This is a genomic window from Sphingomonas sp. QA11 (genome assembly GCF_028473665.1).
GTDB lineage: Bacteria > Pseudomonadota > Alphaproteobacteria > Sphingomonadales > Sphingomonadaceae > Sphingomonas > Sphingomonas phytovorans.
In genome coordinates this window covers 1,199,494-1,221,757 of sequence record NZ_CP098774.1, presented here as the reverse complement: position 1 = coordinate 1,221,757, position 22,264 = coordinate 1,199,494, and the positions used below count along the sequence as shown (strand labels likewise).

14 protein-coding genes are annotated in these 22,264 nt (G+C 64.0%); 7 read left to right on the top strand and 7 right to left on the bottom strand.

All coding sequences use genetic code 11. The features are described 5' to 3' along the window. Positions 1-6: 6 nt before the first annotated feature. From NDN01_RS05755 to NDN01_RS05745, 3 genes are all read right to left on the bottom strand, one after another. Positions 7-393: a MerC domain-containing protein gene (locus tag NDN01_RS05755; protein WP_272626412.1), complete on the bottom strand. Its 387-nt coding sequence runs from the start codon at positions 391-393 to the stop codon at positions 7-9. Between the two features lie 62 nt (positions 394-455). Further along, positions 456-2,615 (bottom strand): TonB-dependent receptor, encoded by a 2,160-nt coding sequence (locus tag NDN01_RS05750; protein ID WP_272626411.1) that lies wholly within the window; start codon positions 2,613-2,615, stop codon positions 456-458. Positions 2,616-2,793: 178 nt separating this feature from the next. Then, complete coding sequence (locus tag NDN01_RS05745) at positions 2,794-3,807, bottom strand: LacI family DNA-binding transcriptional regulator (protein WP_272626410.1); 1,014 nt, start codon at positions 3,805-3,807, stop codon at positions 2,794-2,796. A gap of 52 nt (positions 3,808-3,859) precedes the next feature. Here NDN01_RS05745 and NDN01_RS05740 point away from each other — a divergent pair, with 52 nt between their 5' ends. The 6 genes from NDN01_RS05740 to NDN01_RS05715 all read left to right on the top strand — a co-directional run bounded on the left by NDN01_RS05740 (position 3,860) and on the right by NDN01_RS05715 (position 15,814). Next, positions 3,860-5,404, top strand: a complete 1,545-nt coding sequence (locus tag NDN01_RS05740; RefSeq protein ID WP_272626409.1) for an MFS transporter — start codon at positions 3,860-3,862, stop codon at positions 5,402-5,404. A 355-nt stretch (positions 5,405-5,759) separates the two neighbouring features. Further along, entirely contained in the window at positions 5,760-9,179 is a 3,420-nt protein-coding gene (locus NDN01_RS05735; RefSeq protein WP_272626408.1) for a TonB-dependent receptor, read from the top strand. 67 nt (positions 9,180-9,246) lie between these two features. Then, complete coding sequence (locus NDN01_RS05730; RefSeq protein WP_272626407.1) at positions 9,247-10,779, top strand: tryptophan halogenase family protein; 1,533 nt, start codon at positions 9,247-9,249, stop codon at positions 10,777-10,779. After that, a complete protein-coding gene (locus tag NDN01_RS05725) occupies positions 10,776-12,278 on the top strand; it encodes a tryptophan 7-halogenase (protein WP_272626406.1) in 1,503 nt (500 codons plus the stop codon). Before NDN01_RS05730 ends, NDN01_RS05725 begins: the two co-directional genes overlap by 4 nt. Further along, on the top strand, positions 12,275-13,315 hold the full coding sequence (locus NDN01_RS05720; protein WP_272626405.1) for a cupin-like domain-containing protein: 1,041 nt from the start codon (positions 12,275-12,277) through the stop codon (positions 13,313-13,315). The genes NDN01_RS05725 and NDN01_RS05720 overlap by 4 nt, the downstream gene beginning before the upstream one ends. A gap of 33 nt (positions 13,316-13,348) precedes the next feature. Continuing rightward, entirely contained in the window at positions 13,349-15,814 is a 2,466-nt protein-coding gene (locus NDN01_RS05715) for a glycoside hydrolase family 31 protein (RefSeq protein WP_272626404.1), read from the top strand. Positions 15,815-15,903: 89 nt separating this feature from the next. Here NDN01_RS05715 and NDN01_RS05710 read toward each other — a convergent pair whose 3' ends face one another. From NDN01_RS05710 to NDN01_RS05695, 4 genes are all read right to left on the bottom strand, one after another. Then, on the bottom strand, positions 15,904-17,571 hold the full coding sequence (locus NDN01_RS05710) for a hypothetical protein (RefSeq protein ID WP_272626403.1): 1,668 nt from the start codon (positions 17,569-17,571) through the stop codon (positions 15,904-15,906). A 162-nt stretch (positions 17,572-17,733) separates the two neighbouring features. Next, positions 17,734-18,597, bottom strand: coding sequence for a glucosamine inositolphosphorylceramide transferase family protein (locus NDN01_RS05705; RefSeq protein WP_272626402.1), 864 nt, complete (start codon positions 18,595-18,597; stop codon positions 17,734-17,736). After that, positions 18,594-20,678 (bottom strand): GNAT family N-acetyltransferase, encoded by a 2,085-nt coding sequence (locus NDN01_RS05700; RefSeq protein ID WP_272626401.1) that lies wholly within the window; start codon positions 20,676-20,678, stop codon positions 18,594-18,596. Before NDN01_RS05700 ends, NDN01_RS05705 begins: the two co-directional genes overlap by 4 nt. Before the next feature lie 56 nt (positions 20,679-20,734). Further along, complete coding sequence (locus NDN01_RS05695; RefSeq protein ID WP_272626400.1) at positions 20,735-21,415, bottom strand: class I SAM-dependent methyltransferase; 681 nt, start codon at positions 21,413-21,415, stop codon at positions 20,735-20,737. Between NDN01_RS05695 and NDN01_RS05690 the strand changes: the two genes are divergently transcribed. Continuing rightward, complete coding sequence (locus NDN01_RS05690) at positions 21,365-22,264, top strand: hypothetical protein (RefSeq protein WP_272626399.1); 900 nt, start codon at positions 21,365-21,367, stop codon at positions 22,262-22,264. The two genes, NDN01_RS05695 and NDN01_RS05690, sit on opposite strands and share 51 nt — an antisense overlap.

Sequence of the window (22,264 nt, the reverse complement as noted above, 5' to 3'; positions counted from 1 at the left end):
ATAGGATCACCCGGTGCGGTGATGGCCCCGCCAGTTGAGGATATGGGCGAGGCTGATCATCAGGCTGCCTGTCACGGTCGAGATCGTCTCGACCGATTCCGACTCGAAGAAGGCCAGCCCAAGGACGAGAAACAAAAGGCCGCTCACGCCCAGAAGCGCGGCCCATCTGTTTCCGTGCTTTGACAGGCCGCGCGACAGGGCGAAGCCGCTGACCGGCAGCACCATGACGATCAACGCCGCATGCACCACCCCGTCGGACGGGAGGGCGAAGGCTATGGCCGGCAGCAGGAGGATGAGGATCGGCAGGCCGATGCAATGCACCAGGCAGATGCCGGAGAGCAGGAGGCCAAGCCGGTCAAGCCGCGACAGACGATCGGATCGAGTGATGTGCATTGCGTGTCGTGTTCCAGGTCAATGTGGTTCGGGCGCAATCGGCGCCGCTGATATCGCGCTTTTCAGAAGCTCTTGCGGATTCCGGCGAAGACGCCGCGCCGCGCCCCATATTGCGGCGCCCCGACACCGACGCCGGAGCCGTCGCGGATCAGATAGCTCTTGTCGAAGATGTTCGTGACGTCGAGCCTGACCGAAAGGCCCTTGAGCACGCCGGGGCCATCAAGATTCTGTGCGATCCCGAAATTGGCGGTGAAATAGGAAGGCAGCTTGCCGCCATTGGGCACGATGCCGGCCGGATCGTCCGCGCGCAGGCCGTCGCCGTAGAGGAAATCGACCGTCGGCACGAGCGTGCCGATCCCGTCATGAATGGTGACGCTGCCGCCGCCCGACGCAGTCCAGTTCTGCGAATGGTCGGTGAAGATGTAGTGGTTCGCGATGTAGGCAAGCTCGTCGGGCGCGAAGAAATACTGGCTCGAAATGATGCCCTTGCCCTTCTCCTCGCCGCGCGCGACGTTCGCATAGAGATCGACCGCACCGTGCGTATAGTTGGCGCTGAGCTCGACGCCCCAGGCATAGCCCTTCGCATAATTGAACGGGGACAGCACCAGCGAGGGGCCGAACTGCCCTTCGTCGAGCAGGTTCCGCTTGATCTTGTAATAGGCGTCGAGCCCGACCTTGAACCCCGGCATGATCGTCTGCTGCACGCCGCCGTCGAAATAATGCTCGCGTTCGGCGCGCACCGGGTCGGCCGTTGTGATCTGGGTCGCTTTGGTCGTCCCGGCGAACAGGGCCAATGTCGGTGCGGCGATCAGTTCCTGCGGCGGCGGCGTGAAGTTGCGCGCATAGCCGAGGTGGAAGGTGGTTCCCTCGCTAGGCTTCCAGACCATGTTGACGCGCGGACTGACCTGCTGCTCGCGCGTATAGGCGCGGACCGCATCGAAGCGGGCACCATAGTTGAGCGTTAGGGTCGGGGTCAGCGACCATTCGTCCTGAAGATAGACGCCGTAGAGTTGCCCGTTACGTCCGCCGCTATCGGTAATGGTGAGCGGCACGTTGGACGTCTGGTTGCCGTCGCCATCGACCGGGAACACCCGCGAGGTCACCGTCGACCGGGTCCGCTCGTTCTGGAAGAACACGCCGAACCGCAGCATATGGCTGTCGGACAGCTTGTAGCTGCCGTCCGCCTGCACCCCGGCGGTCAGGCTGGAAAGCCGCGAATTGTCGGCGACACCGGCCAGGATGAGATCGCCTCCCTGCGGGTCAGGCGTGAAAAGCGTCTGCGAATAGCGGACGAAAGGCGCGACCTGGAAGTTGAGAGCGCCACCGGCATATTGATAGGCGAGCACGCCATAATGGGTGATTTCGCGCTGGTTCTGGTCGAGCTTCGCCGAATCGAAGTCCGAAATGCCGTTGAGGTTCCAGTTCATGCCATTGGGGCCAGCCCCGCCCTGGCCCGGGCGGTTGGGGATCTGGAAATACCCGATCGACGTGCCGCCGAACGCGGTTAGCCTGCTCGTGTCCGAGAGGATATCGGAGAGATAGCCGAAGGCGCGATACTGGCGAGTGTGATCGTGGATGGCATCGCGTGTGTTGATCGGGTTCTCGACGCCGAGATCATTCTCCTGATAGCTGCCCGAAACGAAATAGTTCAGGTTGCCGCTCGCCCCGTGGAGTGACGCGCTCGGCAACAATGTGCCCCGGCTGCCGCCGTAGAAACCGACATCACCGCCATCGTCGAACGCACTCGACCGGGTCTTCAGGCTGACGACGCCCGAAGTGCGATAGCCATATTGCGCTGGCAAGGTGCCGGTGAGCAGGTCGATCGAATCGGCGATGCGGGGATCAAAGGTCGACCCGAAGCCTGAAATGCTCTCCGGCACGATCACGCCGTTCAGTCGATATTGCAGATTGGCGTGCTCATTGCGCACATGGATCGAGCCATAGCTGTCGAGCGTGACGCCCGGCGCCTGCAGTAGCACCTTGGAGAGACTGCGATCGACACCGCCCGGCTGCTTTTCGAGCAGGGTCCGGTCGAGACTATAGTCGCTCGCGCCAAGCGACGGCAGGATGGCGTCGCGCGCCGCGTCCAGCTTCTGCGCAGTGACGACGATATCCTTCGGGGTCGAGTCGGATGCCGGATCGGTCGGCGCGTCCGTCGCCCAGGCCGAAGGCGCCGCCAAAAGCCCAAGGCCGCAGCCCAGGAGCAACACCGATCTTCTCATCGCGATCCTTTCACATCATTCGGTCAGCCTTGCCGACGGACGGCCCGATAGACGCAACAGCAGAATGATACATCATAACATTGTTGTCATGATTCAAGAGCAACGATGAAATGGCCGAAAACGCCGGTGAACCGAGGCCTTGTTGCGCATTCGATGACCGTAACCGGCACCGATCCTGTCACCCCCCGCAGGATTCCCGAACGATGAGTTCAGTCGGCAGATAACCCGGCGACCGGTCCTGGCTCGGCTCGAGGATGCTGGCGACCAGCAATTGCCCCGCGTGGAACGTATCCTGCCTGATCGTGGTCAGCGCGGGCGTGCTGAGCCGGCTGAGCAGCATATCGTCATAGCCGACCACCGACACGTCGGAAGGAACCGACAGGCCCGCCCGGCGCAACGCCCGGATCGCGCCGAGCGCGATAAGGTCGCTGGCCGCGACGATGCCGTCGAAACTGATGCCGCGACGCAGCAGGCGGGTGATTGCGGCTTCGGCGGATTCCAGTTCGAACTCGACCTGCGCGACCAGCTTCGGATCAGCCTCGATCCCATTTTCCGCCAGGGCCTCCAGATAACCTAGTCGCCTTTGCTCTGCCTCGGGATCACTGCCGCCAATGAACAGGATCGCCTTGCGACCGAGTCGCGCCAGATGAGACGTCGCCCGGCGGCCGCCGAGCAGGTTGTCGGACCCGATCGAGCGGTATTTCTGTCCCGGCATATGCGCGCCCCACACCACGAAGCGGGCATTGGTCCCGGCAAGCTGGTTCAATTCCTCATGCAGCATGCTCTGGCCGAGGAAGATCACCCCGCTGGCGCGGCTGGTGGTGGTCGCCAGCACGAGATCGTCCAAGCTTGCCGGCGCGACATGGCTCACGGTGAAGTCGCAACTGCGCGCGCGCGCCGCCTCGCCGATGCTGGCGAGCAGTTCGAGGAAGAAGGGATGGGACAGCGGCAGCGCCCGGCCACGCATATGCGGCGTCACGATCGCGATCGATCCCTCGGCGCCGATCGGTGCGGTCGGCATCGAACTGCGGAACGGATAATTATGGTCGCGCGCCAGCGCCCAGATGCGCTGTTTCGTCCGCATGCTGATCAGCGGCTGATCGTTGAGGGCCCGCGACACCGTCGAGATGGAGACGCCGGCGAGTCGGGCCAGATCCTCGAGCGTCGTTTTGCTGTTGCTGTTATCGGTCATTGCGCTCAGGTTGAACGAGGATAGGAAGACTTAGGACACCGAAGGGGCGGCTTTGCAAGCGGGGGCAGCGGCGAAGCAAAGGGTCAGGTGCTCCCTGGCCGCGAAGGCACGGCTGTCGCGGATCGCGCTGGCCAATATGTGCTGCGGTCTGCTCGGCGTGCAGATCGTCTGGGGCCTCCAGAACGTCAATACCAGCCGCATCTTCCAGACGCTCGGTGCCAATCTCGACGAACTGCCGATCCTGTGGATCGCGGCCCCGATCACCGGGCTGCTCGTCCAGCCGATCATCGGCCATCTGAGCGACCGGACCTGGGGACCGCTTGGCCGCAGGCGCCCCTATCTGCTCGGCGGGGCGCTGGTCAGCGCGGTGGCACTCGTCCTGATGCCCAATGTCCAGAGCATCTGGGCAGCGAGCGTCGTGCTGTGGCTGCTCACCGGTGCGATCAACGTGGCGATGGAGCCATTCCGCGCGCTGGTCGCCGATGTCGTGCCCGAGGATCAGCGCACCACGGCGTTCTCGCTGCAGGTCGTATTCATCGGCACTGGCGCGGTGTTTGCCTCCGCCATGCCCTGGGTCCTGTCGAACTGGTTCGGACTGGCCAGCGAAGCGCCGCCTGGCGTTTTGCCGCCCTCGCTTCGAACCGCTTTCTATATCGGCGCGGTCGGGCTGCTCGCCAGTGTCGGACTGACCGTCGCGACCACCAGCGAACAGCCACCCGAAAACATCGCCGCCGATGCCGCGTCGCTGGCCCGGCCCGAATGGGCGAGCACAAGCGGGGCGTCGCTCGTCCGCAACGGCGCCCTGTGGGTGATCGCCGCGGCCGCGATCGCGCTGGCCACCGCGATCGAGGGGTATCGCCGCGAACTCTACCTCATCGCAGGAATCGTGGGACTGCTGGGGATCGGCCAATGGCTGACCGCGTGGAGCGCACGGCACGGCATCCGGCCGACCGGCCTGCTCGAAATCGTCGACGATATCATCCACATGCCTGACGTGCTGCGACGGCTGGCGATCGTGCAATTCTTCACCTGGTTCGGGTTGTTCGCGATGTGGATCTACGCCGTGCCGGCCATCGCCACTGACAGCGGGGCGGGTACCGATCCGACCAGTGCCGCCTATAATGCCAGCGCCGACTGGGTCGGCGTGATGTTCGCCTTCTACAATGGCGTGGCCGCGATCGGGGCATTCGCCCTCCCCTATCTGGTCGCCCGCATCGGACGGCGCGAGGCCCATGCCGCCTGCCTGTTCCTTGGCGCGTCGGGGCTGCTCGGCCTCGCGCTCGTCACTGATCCACGCTGGCTGTGGATTCCGGCGCTCGGCATCGGCTGCGCCTGGGCCTCGATCCTGTCCGCACCCTACGCCATGGTTTCCAGCGCCGTCCCGCCAAGCCGGATGGGCGTCTATATGGGCATCCACAATGTCTTCCTGGTGCTGCCGCAACTCGTCGCGGCCGCATTGCTCGGCTGGACGGTGGATCGCCTGCTGGGGGGAGAACCTGCGCGGGCGCTGGTGCTTGCCGCCGCATCGATCGCGCTTGCCGCAACCGTGGCGCTGACCATCCCCGATCGTGCGGGACGGGCGCGCTCCAAAGGCTGATTGGCCGCGCCGGCCCTGTACCTCGCGCCTTCCCGAATTCATCCCGGACAAATGGATCGGCTTCATCTCACCCTCCCTATAGCGAGTCCCCGATCTATGCAAACTTTTGCATAAACTGCGCAATTCGGTTCAACTTGAAGCGAAACAACGTTGCATTTTTACCGCACATCTAGACCGAATGTTACGCAATTTCTCGCGCAATACACTGATAAACAACAGTTAAAATATTTCCGAACGAAGCTGCTTGCGCATGACGCAAATTTGCGCAAATTTACGCAAATAGAATTGAGCCGCGAGGGATTCGTTCATCGCGCGCCAACGGCCCGTGACAGGGCGACAATGAGAGGGGAGAGGGATGAATCGCATCGTATCGACGCGTCAGCGCTATCTGCAGGGCAGCGCCTCGCTGCTGGCAATGACTGTGATGGGGCTCGCCGCACCGGCGCACGCGCAGGCATCGGACAATACCGCCAGGCTGCAGCAGATATCCGCAACCACTGCGCCCGAAGATCGCGAAGAAGCCCCTCCGGCGAGCGACATCGTCGTGGTCGGTGTCAGACAGGCGCTCGCCACCTCGCAGAACATCAAGAAGAACGCGGACACCTTCGTCGACTCGATCACGGCGACCGACATCGGCGCGTTCCCCGACAAATCCGCGGCGGAAGCGCTTCAGCGCGTGCCCGGCATCACGGTCAACCGGCTCCAGTCAGCGGATGACAGCACCCACCCGTCGGGCGAACCGACCGGCGTGCTGATCCGCGGCCTCACCCAGGTCCGCACTGAATTCAACGGGCGCGACAGCTTCTCGGCCGACTCAGCGCGCGGCCTGAACTTCAACGATATCTCGCCCGAGCTGCTGGCCGGGGTCGATGCGTACAAGAACCAGACCGCCGAGATGATCGAGGGCGGCATCGCCGGCACCGTCAACCTGCGGACCCGCATGCCGTTCGACCAGAAGGGCCTCGTCGTCGCGGCCAACGCCCGGGTGAATTATGGCGACCGATCGGGTAAATGGACGCCCGAATTCTCCGGGTTGATCAGCGACACGTTCGAAACCGGGATCGGCCGTTTCGGCATCCTCGCCGATTATGCCTGGTCGCACGTCATCACGCGCACCGAGAGCGTGATCATGGACAAGATCGACACCTATTGCTCGGCCGGCGCGGTCGATGCCAACAACAAGGCGATCCTCTCCAACGGCGTGGCGCAGTGCACCGCCAATTCGTTCGGTGGCAGCGGCTGGGCCTATGCGCCGGACGGCGTCCGCTTTTCGCAGGTCGATTATGACCGCAAGCGCCACGGCTTCGTCGTCGCTGGCCAATTCGAGAACAATTCCGGCAATTTCCGCATATCGGCGCAATATACGGATTCGCAATATCGCAACGCCTGGCTTGAACGCGCTAGCCACACGATCTTCGACGGAGGCTATTTCAACACCTCTTCCTACAATCCTCGCGCATCGTCCGTTCTCGGGCCGGCGGACGGCACCCCGGCTCTGTCCTTCGGTTCCAACGGCATGCTGCAATCCGGAGTCCTTACCCGGCCACACGGGGACTGGCTCGGCTCCTTTTCAAGCCTCCAGGATGCGATCAACACAGGCTCGGCCGTACCCGGCATGCCTTTCGTGAACTATTGCGGCGCCGGATCGAACTGCACGACGCTGCGCGACGGCCTCTATCTGCAGAATGAATCGCGTGATTTCGATCATCGTGAAGGCACCAGGGACTTTTCGGGCAATATTCAGTGGGATGTCAGCGACCGGCTCCATGCCAATCTCGACATCCAGCACATCACCGCGTCGACCTACAACAACGACATCCTCGTCGCGACCGGCTCGATCGCCAATTTCGACTATAGCGTGAACAAGGACGGCACCCCGCAGGTCAAGCTGCTGCCGGGCTCCAACGTGAACTATGCGGCCGGCGGTCTCGCCAACCCGCACAACTACTGGATCCCGTTCATCCAGGGCCATGTCGAGGACAATGACGCGGACGAATTCGCGATCCGTGGCGACGTACAATATGATTTCGCCGAGGGTAGCTGGCTCGACTCCCTCAAGGTCGGCGTGCGCTATGCCGATCGTCGCCAGACGGTGCGCTATTCGACGTTCAACTGGACGCCGATCGCGGCGAACTGGAACTGCAACGGTCCCGGCTTCAACGCCGACAACACGACGGGAGGAGCCTATCCCGCCTGCGCCGCCGGGCACGCCCCGTTCAAGGGCTATGGCGCCGGCATCTTCGGCCCCTATCCGATGGGCGGCCTGTTCGACGGCAACGTCTTCCCGAACGGCTCGCTCGCCTTCGTCAACCAGTCGATGCTGACGAACTACCAGGCGCTGATGAACGGCCTGAGCGGCGCGACGACCAACTCGCCCCTCGGCACCGGCTATACCCCGATCTGCGACCGCCCGGAGGCGACCGTGGACAACTGCTTCACGCCATCAGAGGTGATGCATCTTCGGGAGGAGACCCAGGCGGCCTATGCGATGCTGCGCTTCGGCGGGAACGACAAGACGATCTTCGGCGGGATCAGCGTGCTCGGCAATATCGGCGTCCGCGTGATCCGCACCGTCGAGCGTAGCGACGGCGCTGCGGGCTTTCCGCAAAGCAACCTTTTTGACCAGCTCGTACCGTGCAACACGCCGCTCTCGGGCAACAACGTGGTCAATCCGAGCTGCTACGTCACCCAGGCACTCCGCAACTTCACCAATGGCGGCGGGGCACCCAATACCTATAAGAGCTCCTTCACCAACTGGCTGCCGAGCTTCAACGTCCGCTTCGGGCTCGACGACAAGAACTTCGTGCGTTTCGCCTATTCGCGCGCGCTCTCCCGGCCAGATATCGGGTTCTTGCGCAACTATGTCGCGATCAACGCGCCGACGTACAACACCACGGCTGACTCGCCCTATGTCGTCTACAATTCGCCGACGGCGGCGCACATTCCGGCCAATGTCACTGGCTATAATTTCGTCTTCCAGGCCAATGCCGGCAACGCCGCCTTGCGGCCGATGATCGCCGACCAGTTAGATATCTCGTTCGAACGCTATATGGGCGCGAGTTCGTCCTTCGCGATCGACGCCTTCTACAAGAAGCTGAGCAACAGCATCTCCTACGGCCAGTCGTTCCGCAATTTCACCAACAACGGCTCGACCCAGCTCGTTCAGGTCAACGGCCCGCAGAATGTCGAAAAGGGTGGCGAGCTTTACGGCTTCGAAGCCTCGTACCAGACCTTCTTCACCTTCCTGCCCGGCCTGCTCAGTGGCCTGGGAACCCAGCTTAACTACACCTTCGTGCAGCAGTCGGGGATCAACAATTCGAACCTGATCAACGCGACTTCAGGCGGCGATGTCGGCGCGGTCGGCATCGGCATTCCCGCCGCCGGCGGTTCAGGTCCGGTGATCGACTCGCATCAGCTCGCCGGCATCTCGAAACACACGTTCAACGTCGTTGGACTGTACGAAAAGGGCCCGGTGGGTATCCGCCTCGCCTATAACTGGCGCTCGCGCTACCTCACCCAGAACCTTGACTGCTGCATCGGCCTGCCGGTGTTCCAGAAGGCATCCGGGTTCCTCGACGGGTCGATCCGCTTCTCGGTCAATCGCTATATCGAGCTCTCGGTCGAAGGCAGCAACCTGCTGAACACAACGAGCGTCTACCAGCAACAGATCTTCGGCGACTCCCCCGTCACGCCCGGTGCGAAGCCGGTCTTCCGCGACTCGTCCTGGAGCAGGGTCGACCGTCGCTTCCAGTTCGGGGTCCGCGCGAAGTTCTGATGAGGCACCCCCTAGTTGCGCTGCCGTCCGATGGACGGCAGCGCAGCCCTTGTGAGAGGGTAGTCTGATGCAGGATGATCGATACCATATCGTCATCGTCGGGGGGGGCACCGCCGGCTGGATGACGGCCGCCGGGCTGGTCCGGCAGTTACCGGGGGCGGATTATGCCATCACCCTGGTCGAATCCGACGAGATCGGCACGGTGGGCGTCGGCGAAGCGACGCTGCCGCATATCAAGCTTTTCAACGACATGCTCGGCCTGGACGAAGCGCAGTTCATGCGCGAGACCGGGGCGACCATCAAGCTGGGCATCGAGTTCTGTGACTGGGATCGCCCCGGCGACCGCTATATCCATCCCTTCGGTGCCTTCGGCGAGCCATGGGGCGGCGTCGAATTTCAGAATCACTGGCTTCGCGCCAAGGCGAACGGCCGACCGGTGGCGCCATTTCAGGCCTATTCCTATGCCGTCGCGGCAGCGCGCGCCAATGCGTTCGAGCTGCCCGACGAGAATCCCAAGTCGATCCGTTCCACCTATTCCTATGCCTATCATTTCGACGCCGGACTCTATGCCGAATTCCTGCGGCGCTGGGCGACCGGCCATGGCGTGGCCCGCATCGAAGGCCAGGTGTGCGATATCAGCCGCGACCAGGCTTCCGGCGCGATCGCCGGGGTCGCGCTCAAATCGGGCGTCAGCATCAGCGGCGACCTGTTCGTCGACTGCACCGGCTTCCGGTCGCTCCTGCTCGCCGGCCAGTTCGATGTCGGATGGGAAGATTGGACGCCCTGGCTGCCCTGTGATCGCGCGCTTGCCGTGCCCTGCGCGCATGGCGGGGACCTGACGCCTTATACCCGTGCGACCGCCCGACGCGCCGGCTGGCAATGGCGCATCCCGCTGCAGCACCGCATCGGCAACGGCTATATCTTCTCAAGCACCTTCTGCTCGCAGGAGGAGGCCCGGGAAACGCTGCTCGCCAATCTGGACGGCGAGGCGCTTGCCGAACCCCGCCTGCTGCGTTTCTCGCCGGGACGACGTGCTTGCGCCTGGCGCAGCAATTGCGTTGCGATCGGGCTCGCCAGCGGCTTTCTCGAGCCGCTTGAATCGACCAGCATCTATCTGATCCAGGCGGCAGTGATCGATCTGATCAATCTGATGCCGAGCCCGCGTGCCGTGCGGGAGGGCATCGATCCCCGGCTGGCGGACGAATTCAATCGCCTGACCGTGATGCAATATGAGCGCGTGCGCGATTTCCTCGTGCTTCACTACATCGCCAACCGGCGCGAGGGCGAGCCGCTCTGGGACTATCTGCGCCACATGCCGATCCCGGACAGCCTGACGCACAAGCTCGAGCTGTTCCGCGCCCGCGCCATGGCACCCAATTACCAATATGGCCTGTTCGCGCGCGATAGCTGGCTCTCGGTGCTGATCGGCCAGGGCATCATGCCCGCAGGCTATGACCGCCTCGCCGACACCTTCGATCTCGATATGCTCGTCGCCCGGCTGGACGATTTTGCAGGGCGAATCGAAAGCAGTGTCGCTGCGATGTCGTCCCATGCCGACTTCATCGCGAACTATTGTGCGGCGGAGGGCGTCCCGGCATGAGCGGCCAACCCAACCGCATCGTCATCGTCGGGCGCGACGCGGCGCTCTGGCTCAGCGCGACCGTCCTTCGGCGCGCACTGGCGCCGGCAGGGATATCGGTAGTCGCGATCGAGCTTCCCACCGATCTTGGTCCAGCCTCCGCCTATGCCTCGCTCCCGCCGCTGGAGGCACTGCACAACAAGCTGGGGCTTGAGGAATCCGCACTGTTGCGCGCAACCGGCGGAAGCTTCTCGCTCGGCCACAATGTGGTGGGCCTTGCATCCGGCACGCGGCCTTTCCTCCTTGCCCATGGGTCCTATGGCGCGCCCATCGATGGCGGCGGCTTCTTCCCTTATTGGCTCAAGGCGCGGCGGTTCGGGCTGGAAGCCGCGTTCGAGGATTTCTGCCTCACCGCAATGGCAGCCCGCCAGGGCCGAATGCTGTTGCCTGACGAGGAAACCCAGCTCTTCGGCCGGACCGACTATGGTTATCATCTCCCCTCCCTTCCCTATGTCGCCACCCTCAAGGCGCGCGCCGCGAAGCTCGGCATTGCCGTGCATCACAGCGGCACGATCGACGTCGAGCGCCAGAACGAGACCGGCTCGATCAGTGCTATCCGGCTCGACGACGAGAGGCGCGTCGAAGGCGATCTCTTCGTGGACGCGAGCGGCCCGGAAGGAATATTGATCGGCCAGATGCCGGGCCTCGGCCGGGACGACTGGCACTCTGCCTTCGTTACCGACCGCCGCCTGACGGCGCGGGCGGCACGCTTCGCCTCGGTTCCTGCCTATGCCGAAATCAGGGCGGGCGCTTCCGGCTGGACCGCGCTCCACGCCACCCAGGCAGCTACTTACATCAGCTACGCTTTTGCTTCGGCGGAGCAGGACGACGAGTCAGCGCTGGCAGCAGCCGGGACCCTTGCCGGCCTGACGCTTTCCGACCCTGTCGCCGCTTCCGTCGAACAGGGCATGAGACATCAGGCATGGTCAGCCAATTGCGTGGCGATCGGCAGCGCGGCCTGCAGCTTCGATCCATTGTTCGACGTCGAACTGCACGCAATCCAGCTCGGCATCGTGCACCTGCTTGCACTGTTCCCGGCGGGCGCGACCTTCACTGCAGAGCGGAACGAATATAACCGCATCACCCGCTCCGCCTTCGAGCGCGTGCGTGACTTCCAGTCTGCCTTCTACGCCGCCAATCGCTTTGGCCCGACGGGGTTCTGGGGGGCGGCGCGCGGCGCGACAACGCCTGCCACGGTCGGGCACAAGCTCGCGATCTTCCGCGCGCGCGGCGACATCGCGCCGATGGAGGACGAAAGCTTCGCACCCGATCTCTGGCAGGCGCTGTTCACCGGCTTGGGCGAGACGCCGGAAAGCTGGCCGCCCGCGATCGACCGCACGGCGCCGGAGCGCATGAAGGACGATTTTCGTCGTATCCTCGGCTTCATCAAGCGCAAGGTCCTCGAACAGCCGACCCATGACGGCTATCTCGCGAACCTCGGCCGGAGCGAGGCAGCGTGACCGCCGTCTCGATTGCCACCCGTTCCGATCGCCTGGACGCGCTGCCGCCAGTCCCTACTGCAAGCGTTCGGTCTTCGGCCGATATCGCTGCGCTGCTCGCCGCCGGCATGCCAGTGATCGTGAAGGGGCTGGTGGAGCATTGGCCGGCGCTGGCCGCCGGACGTCGGTCGCAGGCCGCGCTCGGCGCCTATTTCCGGGCGATGGACCGCGGGGCACCGGTACCGGTAATGGAGGCCTCACCGGGCAGCGGCGGGCGGTTCGGCTATGCCGCTGATCTGCGCGAGTTCAGCTTCACCAAACGGCAACGCCCGCTGGGCGAAACGCTCGATCGGATCGAGCGTGCGACGACCACACCCGGCGCGCCCTATATCGCGATCCAGATGCTACCGCTCGGCACGCAGTTCCCGGACTTCGCGCGCGACAACCCAATGCCGCTGGTCCCGCCGGCCGCCGAACCCCGGCTGTGGCTCGGCGGACCGGTGAAGACCCAGATCCACAATGATCGCGACCACAACCTGGCCTGCGTGATAGCCGGCCAGCGCCGTTTCCTGCTGTTCCCGCCGGAACAGGTGGCCAATCTCTATGTCGGCCCCCTGGACAATCCGCCCCCGCTCTCCCTGGTCGATCCGGAGGCACCCGATTTCGACAGGTTTCCGCGTTTTCGCGAAGCGCTCGATGCGGCGCGGGTCGCGCATCTCGACCCCGGCGATGCGCTGCTGATGCCGCGATACTGGTGGCACCACGTCACCTCGCGCGCTCCCTGGAACGCGATGGTCAATTACTGGTGGGGCGATGTGCCGCGCGGGCTCGGCCATGCCCAGGACGCCTTTCTGAGCGCTCTGCTCGCGATCAAGGCGCTGCCGCCGAGCGAACGGCGATACTGGCGCGCGATGTTCGAGGCCCATGTCTTCGACGATAGCGGTGATGCCGTCGCCCATATTCCGCCTGCCTTGCGCGGTCAGCTCGGGGAGATGCGCGCCGACCAGCGCGCCGACCTCAGGCGCCAGCTCCGTATGACGATCCTCAAATCCTCGTGATCACCAGTGCGCGTCCGTAACCGGGAGTTCTACATGTCAGTACCGAGCCTGTCCCTGCGTTCCCTGCTGATCGGCACCGCGATCGCCCTGGCGCCCCCTGCCCTGGCGCAGGCCGGCCAGCAGGCGCCCGCGAGCCTCGCCGCTCGGGCGAACGGGATCGAGGCCCGTCACGGTCCGATGGTGCTTACCGTGACGGCCCTCACCGATTCCATCCTGCGGGTACGGATCGCGCGGGACGGCACCCTGCCGGAAGATGCGAGCTGGGCCGTGCCCAGGGATCGCCGCGCGCAATCGGTGCCCGTCCAGCGCCTCGCGGACGGCTTTGCGACGGCCCGGCTGCGGGTCCATGTCGGCCCGGATCTGCGTCTCAGGATCGAGGACAGGGACGGCCGCCTCATCAGCGCCGACGACAGCACCCCGATCAAGCTCGACGGCAAGGGCTTCACCCTGCGCAAGGCCTTGCCGCGCGGGGAGCATATTTTCGGGCTTGGCGACAAGACCGGCGGGCTCGATCGGCGCGGCAAGAGCTTCGTCGACTGGAACACCGACGCCTATGCTTTCACCGGCTCGACCGATCCGATCTACAAGTCGATCCCCTTCTTCGTCAGCGCGGGCGGCGCCGGCGGCAGCTATGGCGTGCTGCTAGACAACACGTGGCGCGCCTGGTTCGATTTCGGCCATCGCGAGGACGATGTCACCGCCTTCGGCGCCCCGGACGGCCCGATCGACTATTATGTCATCGCGGGACCGACCACCGGCGACGTCGTGCGCCGCTATACCGACCTGACCGGCAAGGCACCGCTCGCCCCGCTCTGGTCGCTCGGTTACCAGCAATCGCGCTACAGCTACATGGACGCGGGCGAGGTCCGGGGACTCGCAGCGCGCCTGCGCAAGGATGCGATCCCGACCGACGTCATCTGGCTCGATATCGACTTCCAGGATCGCAACCGGCCCTTCACCGTCAACCGCACCGCCTTTCCGGACTTGAAGGGACTCGCGACCGAACTCGGCACGCAGGGGCTGAAGCTGGTCACGATCGCCGACCTTCACGTCGCCGCGGCACCCAATGACGGATATGTCCCCTATGACAGCGGCGCTGCGGGCAATCATTTCGTTCACAACCCCGACGGATCGATGTTCGTCGGCAAGGTCTGGCCCGGCCCCTCGGTCTTTCCCGACTTCACCAGTGCCGGCACCCGCGCCTGGTGGGGCAAGTTGCACGCGCCGCTGGTCGCCGATGGCGTCGCCGGCATCTGGAACGACATGAACGAGCCATCGGTGTTCGAGACGCCCACCGCGACCATGCCGCTCGACGTCGTCCACAAGATCGACAGCGACGATTTCGCCAGTCGGTCAGCCAGCCATGCCGAGATCCACAATGTCTACGGCATGGAGAATACCCGCGCGACCTTTGACGGCCTGAGCGCCTTGCGCCCGGACGAACGTCCCTTCGTCATGACCCGCGCCAGCTATGCCGGGGGCCAGCGCTATGCGGCGACCTGGACCGGCGACAACAGCGCGACCTGGGATCATCTGAAGCTGTCGGTCCACCAACTGATCAACCTCGGCCTTTCCGGCTTCTCCTATGCCGGGGCTGACGTCGGCGGGTTCACTGGCGGGCCGAGCCCTGACCTGATGACTCGCTGGTACGAGATCGCTGCGTTCACGCCGGTTTTCCGCAACCACTCCGCAAAAGACACCCCGCGCGCTGAGCCCTGGCTCGACGGCACCGAGCATCTCGCCATCCGCCGCCGCTTCGTCGAGGAACGGTATCGCCTGATGCCCTATCTCTACGGCCTCGCCGACCTGAACGCGCGCACCGGCGATCCGATCATGCGCCCTGTCTTCTACGATTATCCCCAGGCACTCACCGCCCCTTGCGACCAGTCGATGGCGTTTACCCTGGGTAAGGCCCTGCTGATCGCGCCGCCGCCCAGGCCTGAATCACCGCAGGAATATGACGTCTGCCTGCCCTCGGGCGGCTGGTATGATCTGTGGGGCGGGCTGCCGGTGACGAAGGTCGCGCCGGACACGGCGGCGACCGACAAGATCAAGGAAACGCCAAGGCTCGATCACTTGCCGGTCTATGTCCGCGCCGGGACGATCCTCCCGCGCCAGCCGCTGGTGCAGAGCACCGCCGAGACGCCGTCAGGGCCGCTCGTGCTCGACGTCTATCCCGGCCCCGATTGCACCGGCACGCTCTATGCTGATGACGGCCACAGCCTCGCGTTCCAGCGCAAGGCCTATCTGCGCCGGACGATCCGCTGCGAGGTTTCGGAAACCGGCCAGATGCGCATCATCGTCGCACCGGGCGACGGCACATTCCGCCCATGGTGGCGTGAGCTTGCCGTCACCGTCCATGGCATGCGGGCTGACGCGCCCGTATCCTATCGGGGCAAGGTGCTCGCTGCGCATCACGATGACACGGCACAGACGCTTGGCTTCTCGCTGCCCTATTCTCCCGACCAGTCCGAAATCATGATCGGCGGCGTGAAATAGCCCGCCACGCGCCCGACGGACTGGGAACTATCCCCGCATGAAGACAGGGGAGGCGACGTGCCCGTCGCCTCCCCTTTTTGTTTCGGCACCTATTTCGTGAAGTATTTCTTGTTCGCAAGCCGCGCCGCCGCGAGCTGCGGGCTGGGCAGGCCCGCCGTTTCGGGCGAGAATCCGCCGCCCGCCACGCCGAAGAACAGGAAGCTGAAATCGAAGCCGTTCTGAGTCTGGGCGACGCCATGGCAGCCCTGGCAACCGCCGCTGGACGTCAGGGTGCCGAGGCCATTGTGATAGTCGATGACGTTGACCTGGTTCCGGATATTGGTCAGCACGCCGTTGGTGATCGGCGGGAAGCCCCGGAAGAGCTGGATGCCCGGCTGACTGCTTTCGACGACGATATTGGCCAGGTAGAAATCCCTGGTGGTTTCATCATTGGTCGGGATCGCCTGGACACCGGTCAATTTGTAATATTGCCAGATGAAATTCTGGTTGAAGCCCGGAATGCCCTTCATTGCGGTCAGCGCCCGGTTGTTCACCGCGGTGATCTCCGGCACTGTCGGCACCGGCGAGGTGACGGGAATGGCAACCGCCCCATTCTTCAATACCTTGGCACCCGGGATGCTGCTGACGTTACCAAGCGGCAAGGCCACGCCCTTCGTTCCATAAGGCGTCGCGCTGGGCGTTGAGGTGTTGAAGTTGATATTGGGATTGGGGACCTTCTTGCCACTGGGCGGGAAGGTGGTGCTTGTAGGGGTCGTATATCCGACCGATCCATAGGCTGGTACATAATAGACGCCCGTTGGCTGTCCCGTGACCTGGTTCTTGAAATCGTCGACCTGTTCGAAGGTCGCGAAGATGAACGCGGGATAGTTCGGCGTCTTGTGGATGATATGCAGGGCGATCAGCGCATAGGGCACCACTCTCGGCACCGGAGCGGAATCGCTGCCGCCATAAGTGAGGACGTTCGAAACATGATAGCGATAGCGCTGACTCGACGGGATCGAGGACAGTGGACGCCAGGCGGCTTTCACCTCGACCGTCGTCGTTGGCAAGGTGACGGTCCCGGCAGGGAGGCGGAAGGGAGAAAATTGCGGGATGAAGCTCGCATAATTCTGGTTCACATAATTGGATTCATACTGGTTGACCTTGGCCTCGAACAGCACCTGCGCATCGGTCGCCGGTTGGGGGTTTCCCGGCGTGGTCGGGAAGAACAGGGTATTCTGTCCAATCTGGTTGGCCTCATCCAGATTATTATACGGCAGTGTCCCGCCGCCCGGCAGTGTGATGGTGCTGCACAGCTGCGGATTGGAATTCGTGACGGTCGTCACATATTTGGGGGAAGCCCCCCAGGGCTGGGGCGGCGTGGGGGCCGATGACGTCCCGTTGACATTGCACGGGAAAAGCTCGGTGCGGTGCTGGTAGGTTTCCCAGACCAAAGGCCCGGTGCCACCGCTGCCGGAAGTGGCGAAGCTGCCGCCCGGCACCCCCCGGCTCCCCGCCGCATTCGGCGCCACAGCGGAGATGAATTCAAGCCAGGCGAAGGTCGCCAGATCCTGGTGCGCGACGGCGTTGGTACGATAGATATCCGCAGGGATCAGCGGATTGGCATTGGTCATGTCGGACGTCTGCAACGTCTGGCCCGCGGTGACTGAGGGCCCGAAGGGTGGTGGAGGCGGCGCTGAAGATGTCGAGGATGTCTGGGCTACGGCAGCCGCGGCAGCCACCGATCCGGCACAAAGCAACAAAGCAATGGTCTTCATAACGGCCCCCTTTTTGGCAGAGATCGACAAATACCTTAAATTATGACAGTAAATTGATCCTGTTTAATCTATGGCCGCATCAAAATGTCATCAATCCAAGAAGAGGCCAGAATGGCTGCATCCAGACAGGAAACTCTTCCACAATGGTAACCGGAACAGAAATCATTTGATCCTGATACCGTCAACCGCCGCGATCCAATGATCGGGCGCGATCTGCCAGGCGTCGACATGGTGCATGCCCTTGCCGTTCCATCCCGTGCCTGACGGACCGAGGATGGGGCTTTCAGCACATTCCCGTTCCGCATAGTCGTCGAGCGTCAGTCGCGTGATCTCGAAAACACGCACTCCACTTCCGTAACGCGGCCCGCAATCCTGAGAGAAACGATAGAGGTGCCCGTCCCAGCAGACGACCCGTCCGCCCGGTCGCGCCCTGCTCCTGTCGCCGGCGATCAGCGGGCTCGCCGGATGTTCATGCCAGGGGCCGGCAAGGGCGTCGGCGAAGAACAGCGACAATGCGTCATGGCTGGACGGTGCAGGGCACGCGTACATCCACCAGCGCCCCTCGAAACGGAAGAGCGTCGGATCAGCGAGCCTGCCCTGGAGCAGGTCGGCGACCGGCACCCAGCGTGCCGGAAAGGGATCGGCACGATAAAGGCGGACGGCGCCCGCGTCGAGCGTCTCCGGCACCATGAAGACCTCACCCCCATGCTCGAACACGCATGGATAGGACAGGTGGAAGGGCTCGCGCAGGACGATGCCCTGGTACGACCAGGCGACCGCATCGGGGCTGCTGGCCCACCCGATCTCGCCCAGCCCGCGTTCGTGATGGAGCACTTCGAAAAAGAGGTGCCATCCGTCCCTGTGCGGCAGCAGGAATGGATCGGCGACGAAGGCCGCCGGAATGTCAGTCACCTGCTCACGAGTCATGATCGGGTTTGCGCGATCGCGCGGTGCTGCCAGATGCAGCGGGTCGGGGCCGACGTAAAGACCGATCGACCATGGATCGTCCGGAAGCGGCCCGGTCATTCCAGCCGCCCGATCTCGCGCCGCCCGGAGCACCACCGAAGCTTGTAAGTCTCGATTCCGCGGAGATAGTCGAACTCCGCCAGGCCCATCGCACACGCCTCACGCACCGCGGCATCGGCCATCAGCATGCCGGGAGAGAAGGTTGCGAAAGCCGAGAGGAAACCCGCGTTCCAGTTGCCCAGGCTGTCGGCACCCAGCATGCAGATGTTCAATCCGATCAGTTGCTTTCCTACCCAGAGGCCGAACAGCGGCGCGGTGCCTTCGCGCCATAGCGCCGGCAGCGCGGCGGTGACAAAATTCCGGGCCGCCGGATCGCGCAGGAATAGACTGCGCTCACCGAAGCGCGCCTGCTGCATCTCCAGGAAGAACGCGCCGGGATCGATCGCCGCATCGCGCACGGGATCAAGCCGGCAGGCGCGAACGCCGTTACGCGCCGCTCGGCGGGTGGCTAAAGCCAGTTCGCGCCGGAAGCCGGGGCTTCGCGCGGCAAACCAGCCGTCATAGCCAGCGGAGAGATCGGCGATCGGGCAGATGAATTTCTTCTCGACCAGCACCGGCTCTCGCCCGTCGGCCGTCGCGCAGTTCGAATCTGCACGGATGCAGGTGAGATCCAAGTGCGGCAAGCGGTGCCGCGCAAAGATCATCAGGCGCCGCGCCGCCGCGATATCGCCATCGGCCACGACCAGGTCGTTATAGTCGCTCAGCACAGTGGCGAAGCCCGCCTTTTCGTCCTTCCGGTGCCAGGCCAGCGGAAATACGCCGGCAATGCTCGCGCCCCGACGCGCCACGATCACCAGCGGCGACAAGTCAGGCCAGGCATCGAGCGCCGCCAGATACCAGGTCGGCCCGCCAAAGGCACGGTTGCAGCGCGAGCGGCCGAGCAAGGCGCGCCATTCAGGCGCCATCGCCTCGACTGCGCCACGCTGCCCGAGAATCTCGCAGGAGAGTTCGCCGGTGACGATCGACAGGTCGTCCGCGACCACCTGCCGCTCCGGGTGGATCAGCGTGGCCAGGCCCGCCACCGCCGGTGGAGGATCCCCTCCCCGCTCGTTCCAGACGACGGACCGGGCGGAAGGCAGGGTCTCGATCTCCCCCTTCAACGCGGCGTCCCGCAACAACGCCATCATCGCACCACCCGCCAGGCGGTAGCGGCTGGAAAGGCTGTCTAGGAATCCGGACGGATCAACGCAGGATTGCACCAGCAGGTCTAGTTGGCTCGTCCCGATGGCGGCCCGGCACATCAGATGAGCCGGCGGACCGCCATGCAGTCGCGCCCCGATTTCCACCAGCGCCGGCCCCTCAGCATCGACGATTACCTCACAGTGCCCCGCGCCGTGACGAATCTCCAGCGCCCCCAGGACCTGCACCGCGAAGGCGAACAACATGTCGGCCAGCGGCCCGTCCGACGGCAGCAATTCCTTGGTGGAGAGCAGGCCGATCGATTCAAAGCCCGGTACCGGCTTGCCGTAGACCCATAGCGCCGCGAGGCGATGGCGCCCGTCATGGCTGACGGTGTCGATGACAAATTCCCGCCCGGCCAGGAATTCCTGTACCAATATGGTGTCGTTGCGAAAGCCCATCTGATCGACATGATCGTGAACGGCATGGAACGCGCGCGACACCTCCTCCCGCGATGCGCACAGGTACACACCCTCGGATCCCTTCGACCAGCGCGGCTTGAGCACGACCGGCCATTGGCCGCCTTTGTCGATCCAGGCCATGATATCATGCAGCCTGCCCGACTGGATCTGACGCGGCACCCGGACACCGCGCGCGCCGGCCTCTTCGATCATGCGGGCCTTGTCGCGGCGCGCCTCGCTGAGGAGCGTGCCGTTGCCGGCTAGGCCCAGCGCCTCGCTCAGCCGATCGGCCAGCATCACACCCCGCTCCGACCCGGCGATCACATGATCGACGTGAAGGTCCCGCAGGGCGACCAGGGTCTGTGCGATATCGTCGTGCCAGGGCAGCACATTGCTAAAGTTCGCCGGAACGAAGGAAGCCGCCTCGGCGCTCGGTATCGCCAACGTGCTCCGGACCATCACCGCTTCGACGCCATGGTCGGCAAAGGCTGGCGCGAGCATTGAACCTGCGTCATAGGGATCGACGATAGCCACTACCCGACAGGCCACGGGCGGAATCAGCCCCTCTTCCGGGCGGCGACCCGCCAGACGCTCTTCACCGGCTGGCCTTCCGGATCGAGCCGCGTCACCGCCTCGATCCCGATCGGCAGCCAGTCGGCGAGCAGGGTCTCGCAATAGTCGCGACTGAAGAAATGCATGGTCTGGCCACCGGCCAGGACATAGGATCGCGGTCCCAGCTGGCGCTCCGGCGGTTGCACGGCAAGCCGTCGTTCGAGATCGTCCGTGGAATTGGCATGGAAGAGGAACAATCCTCCCGGCCTGAGGCAGCGATCGACCTCGCCGACGATACTCCGAAGCGCTGCATCGGCGAAAGAATGCAGAACGAGGTTACTGATCACCGCATCGAAACTGCCATCCCTACAAGGCAAGGGCAGTCCGACATCGCCCTGGCGAAAATCGACCGTCAGGCCCTCCGCCTGTGCGAGCCGGATCGCCTCGTCAATGGCGACCTGGGCATAATCGAAGCCCTGGACATGATATCCGCGGCGCGCCAGCGCGAGTGCGTCATATCCAGTGCCGCACCCGAGATCGAGCACGTCGCGGCAGCCATGGCTTTCCAGCAGCGGCAGGAATGGTTCGAGCCACTGGCTCGACCGGTCCGGATCTCCCACGGCGAGGATCGCGCTATGCCGCCTGTCCCATACCTCCGCTACCGCATAACGTTCGTCAGTCGTCATGATGAACGAAGATCCTTTGTCGGTCGACAAGAGCCGCGCTACATTCCCGTTAAAACGAATTACGGCCCGCCGGAGAAATCTTCAATGGATCGGACAGTGACAGAACTCCCCATTCCGGTTCGATTCATCATTCTCAATGCAACCAGAACCGGCAGTAATTTCCTGTGCACGGTACTAAACTCTCATCCCGACATTCTTTGTCACCATGAAATCTTCAATCCGCACGTGATCGGTGTGGCGCGACACCTTCAGGACAGCGATTTCCGGCTGGGCAGCATGGAAGAGCGGGAAAGCGACCCGGTGGAATTCCTCGATCGCGTCTGGCGCACCAATCTCGGACGGGCAGCGGTCGGTTTCAAAATGTGCCTGTGGCAGCATGAGGCGGCCTATCGGGCGGTGCTGCCCGATCACGGGGTACGGAAGGTCCTCCTGAAGCGGCGCAACCGGGTCAAAAGCTTCGTGTCCCTGCTGTTGGCGCGGCAGACCGGGGAATGGGTCGTCTATGATGATCGCGGCGCACCGGCGCCTCGCCCCCGGGTCCATGTCGACCGCGCGGCCCTGGCGGAGAATATCGCGCTGCACGAGCGCTTCTATGCCGAGACCGAGCGCAGCCTGAACGAGACTGCGCAGGATCACGTCCTTCTCTGGTATGAGGATCTGTTTTCCCCACGGGGGATCGAGCCCGCCCTCGCCTTTCTCGGCGCCGCCGGCCGACCGGTCCAGCCGAACGGCCAGACCTTGAAACTGACTCCGGTCGCCCTGCGCGAAACGATTTCGAATTTCGACACGCTGAGCGAAGAATTGCGAGGCAGTGACCTCGAGGCCGAACTCCATGAGTTGGGGTGCTGA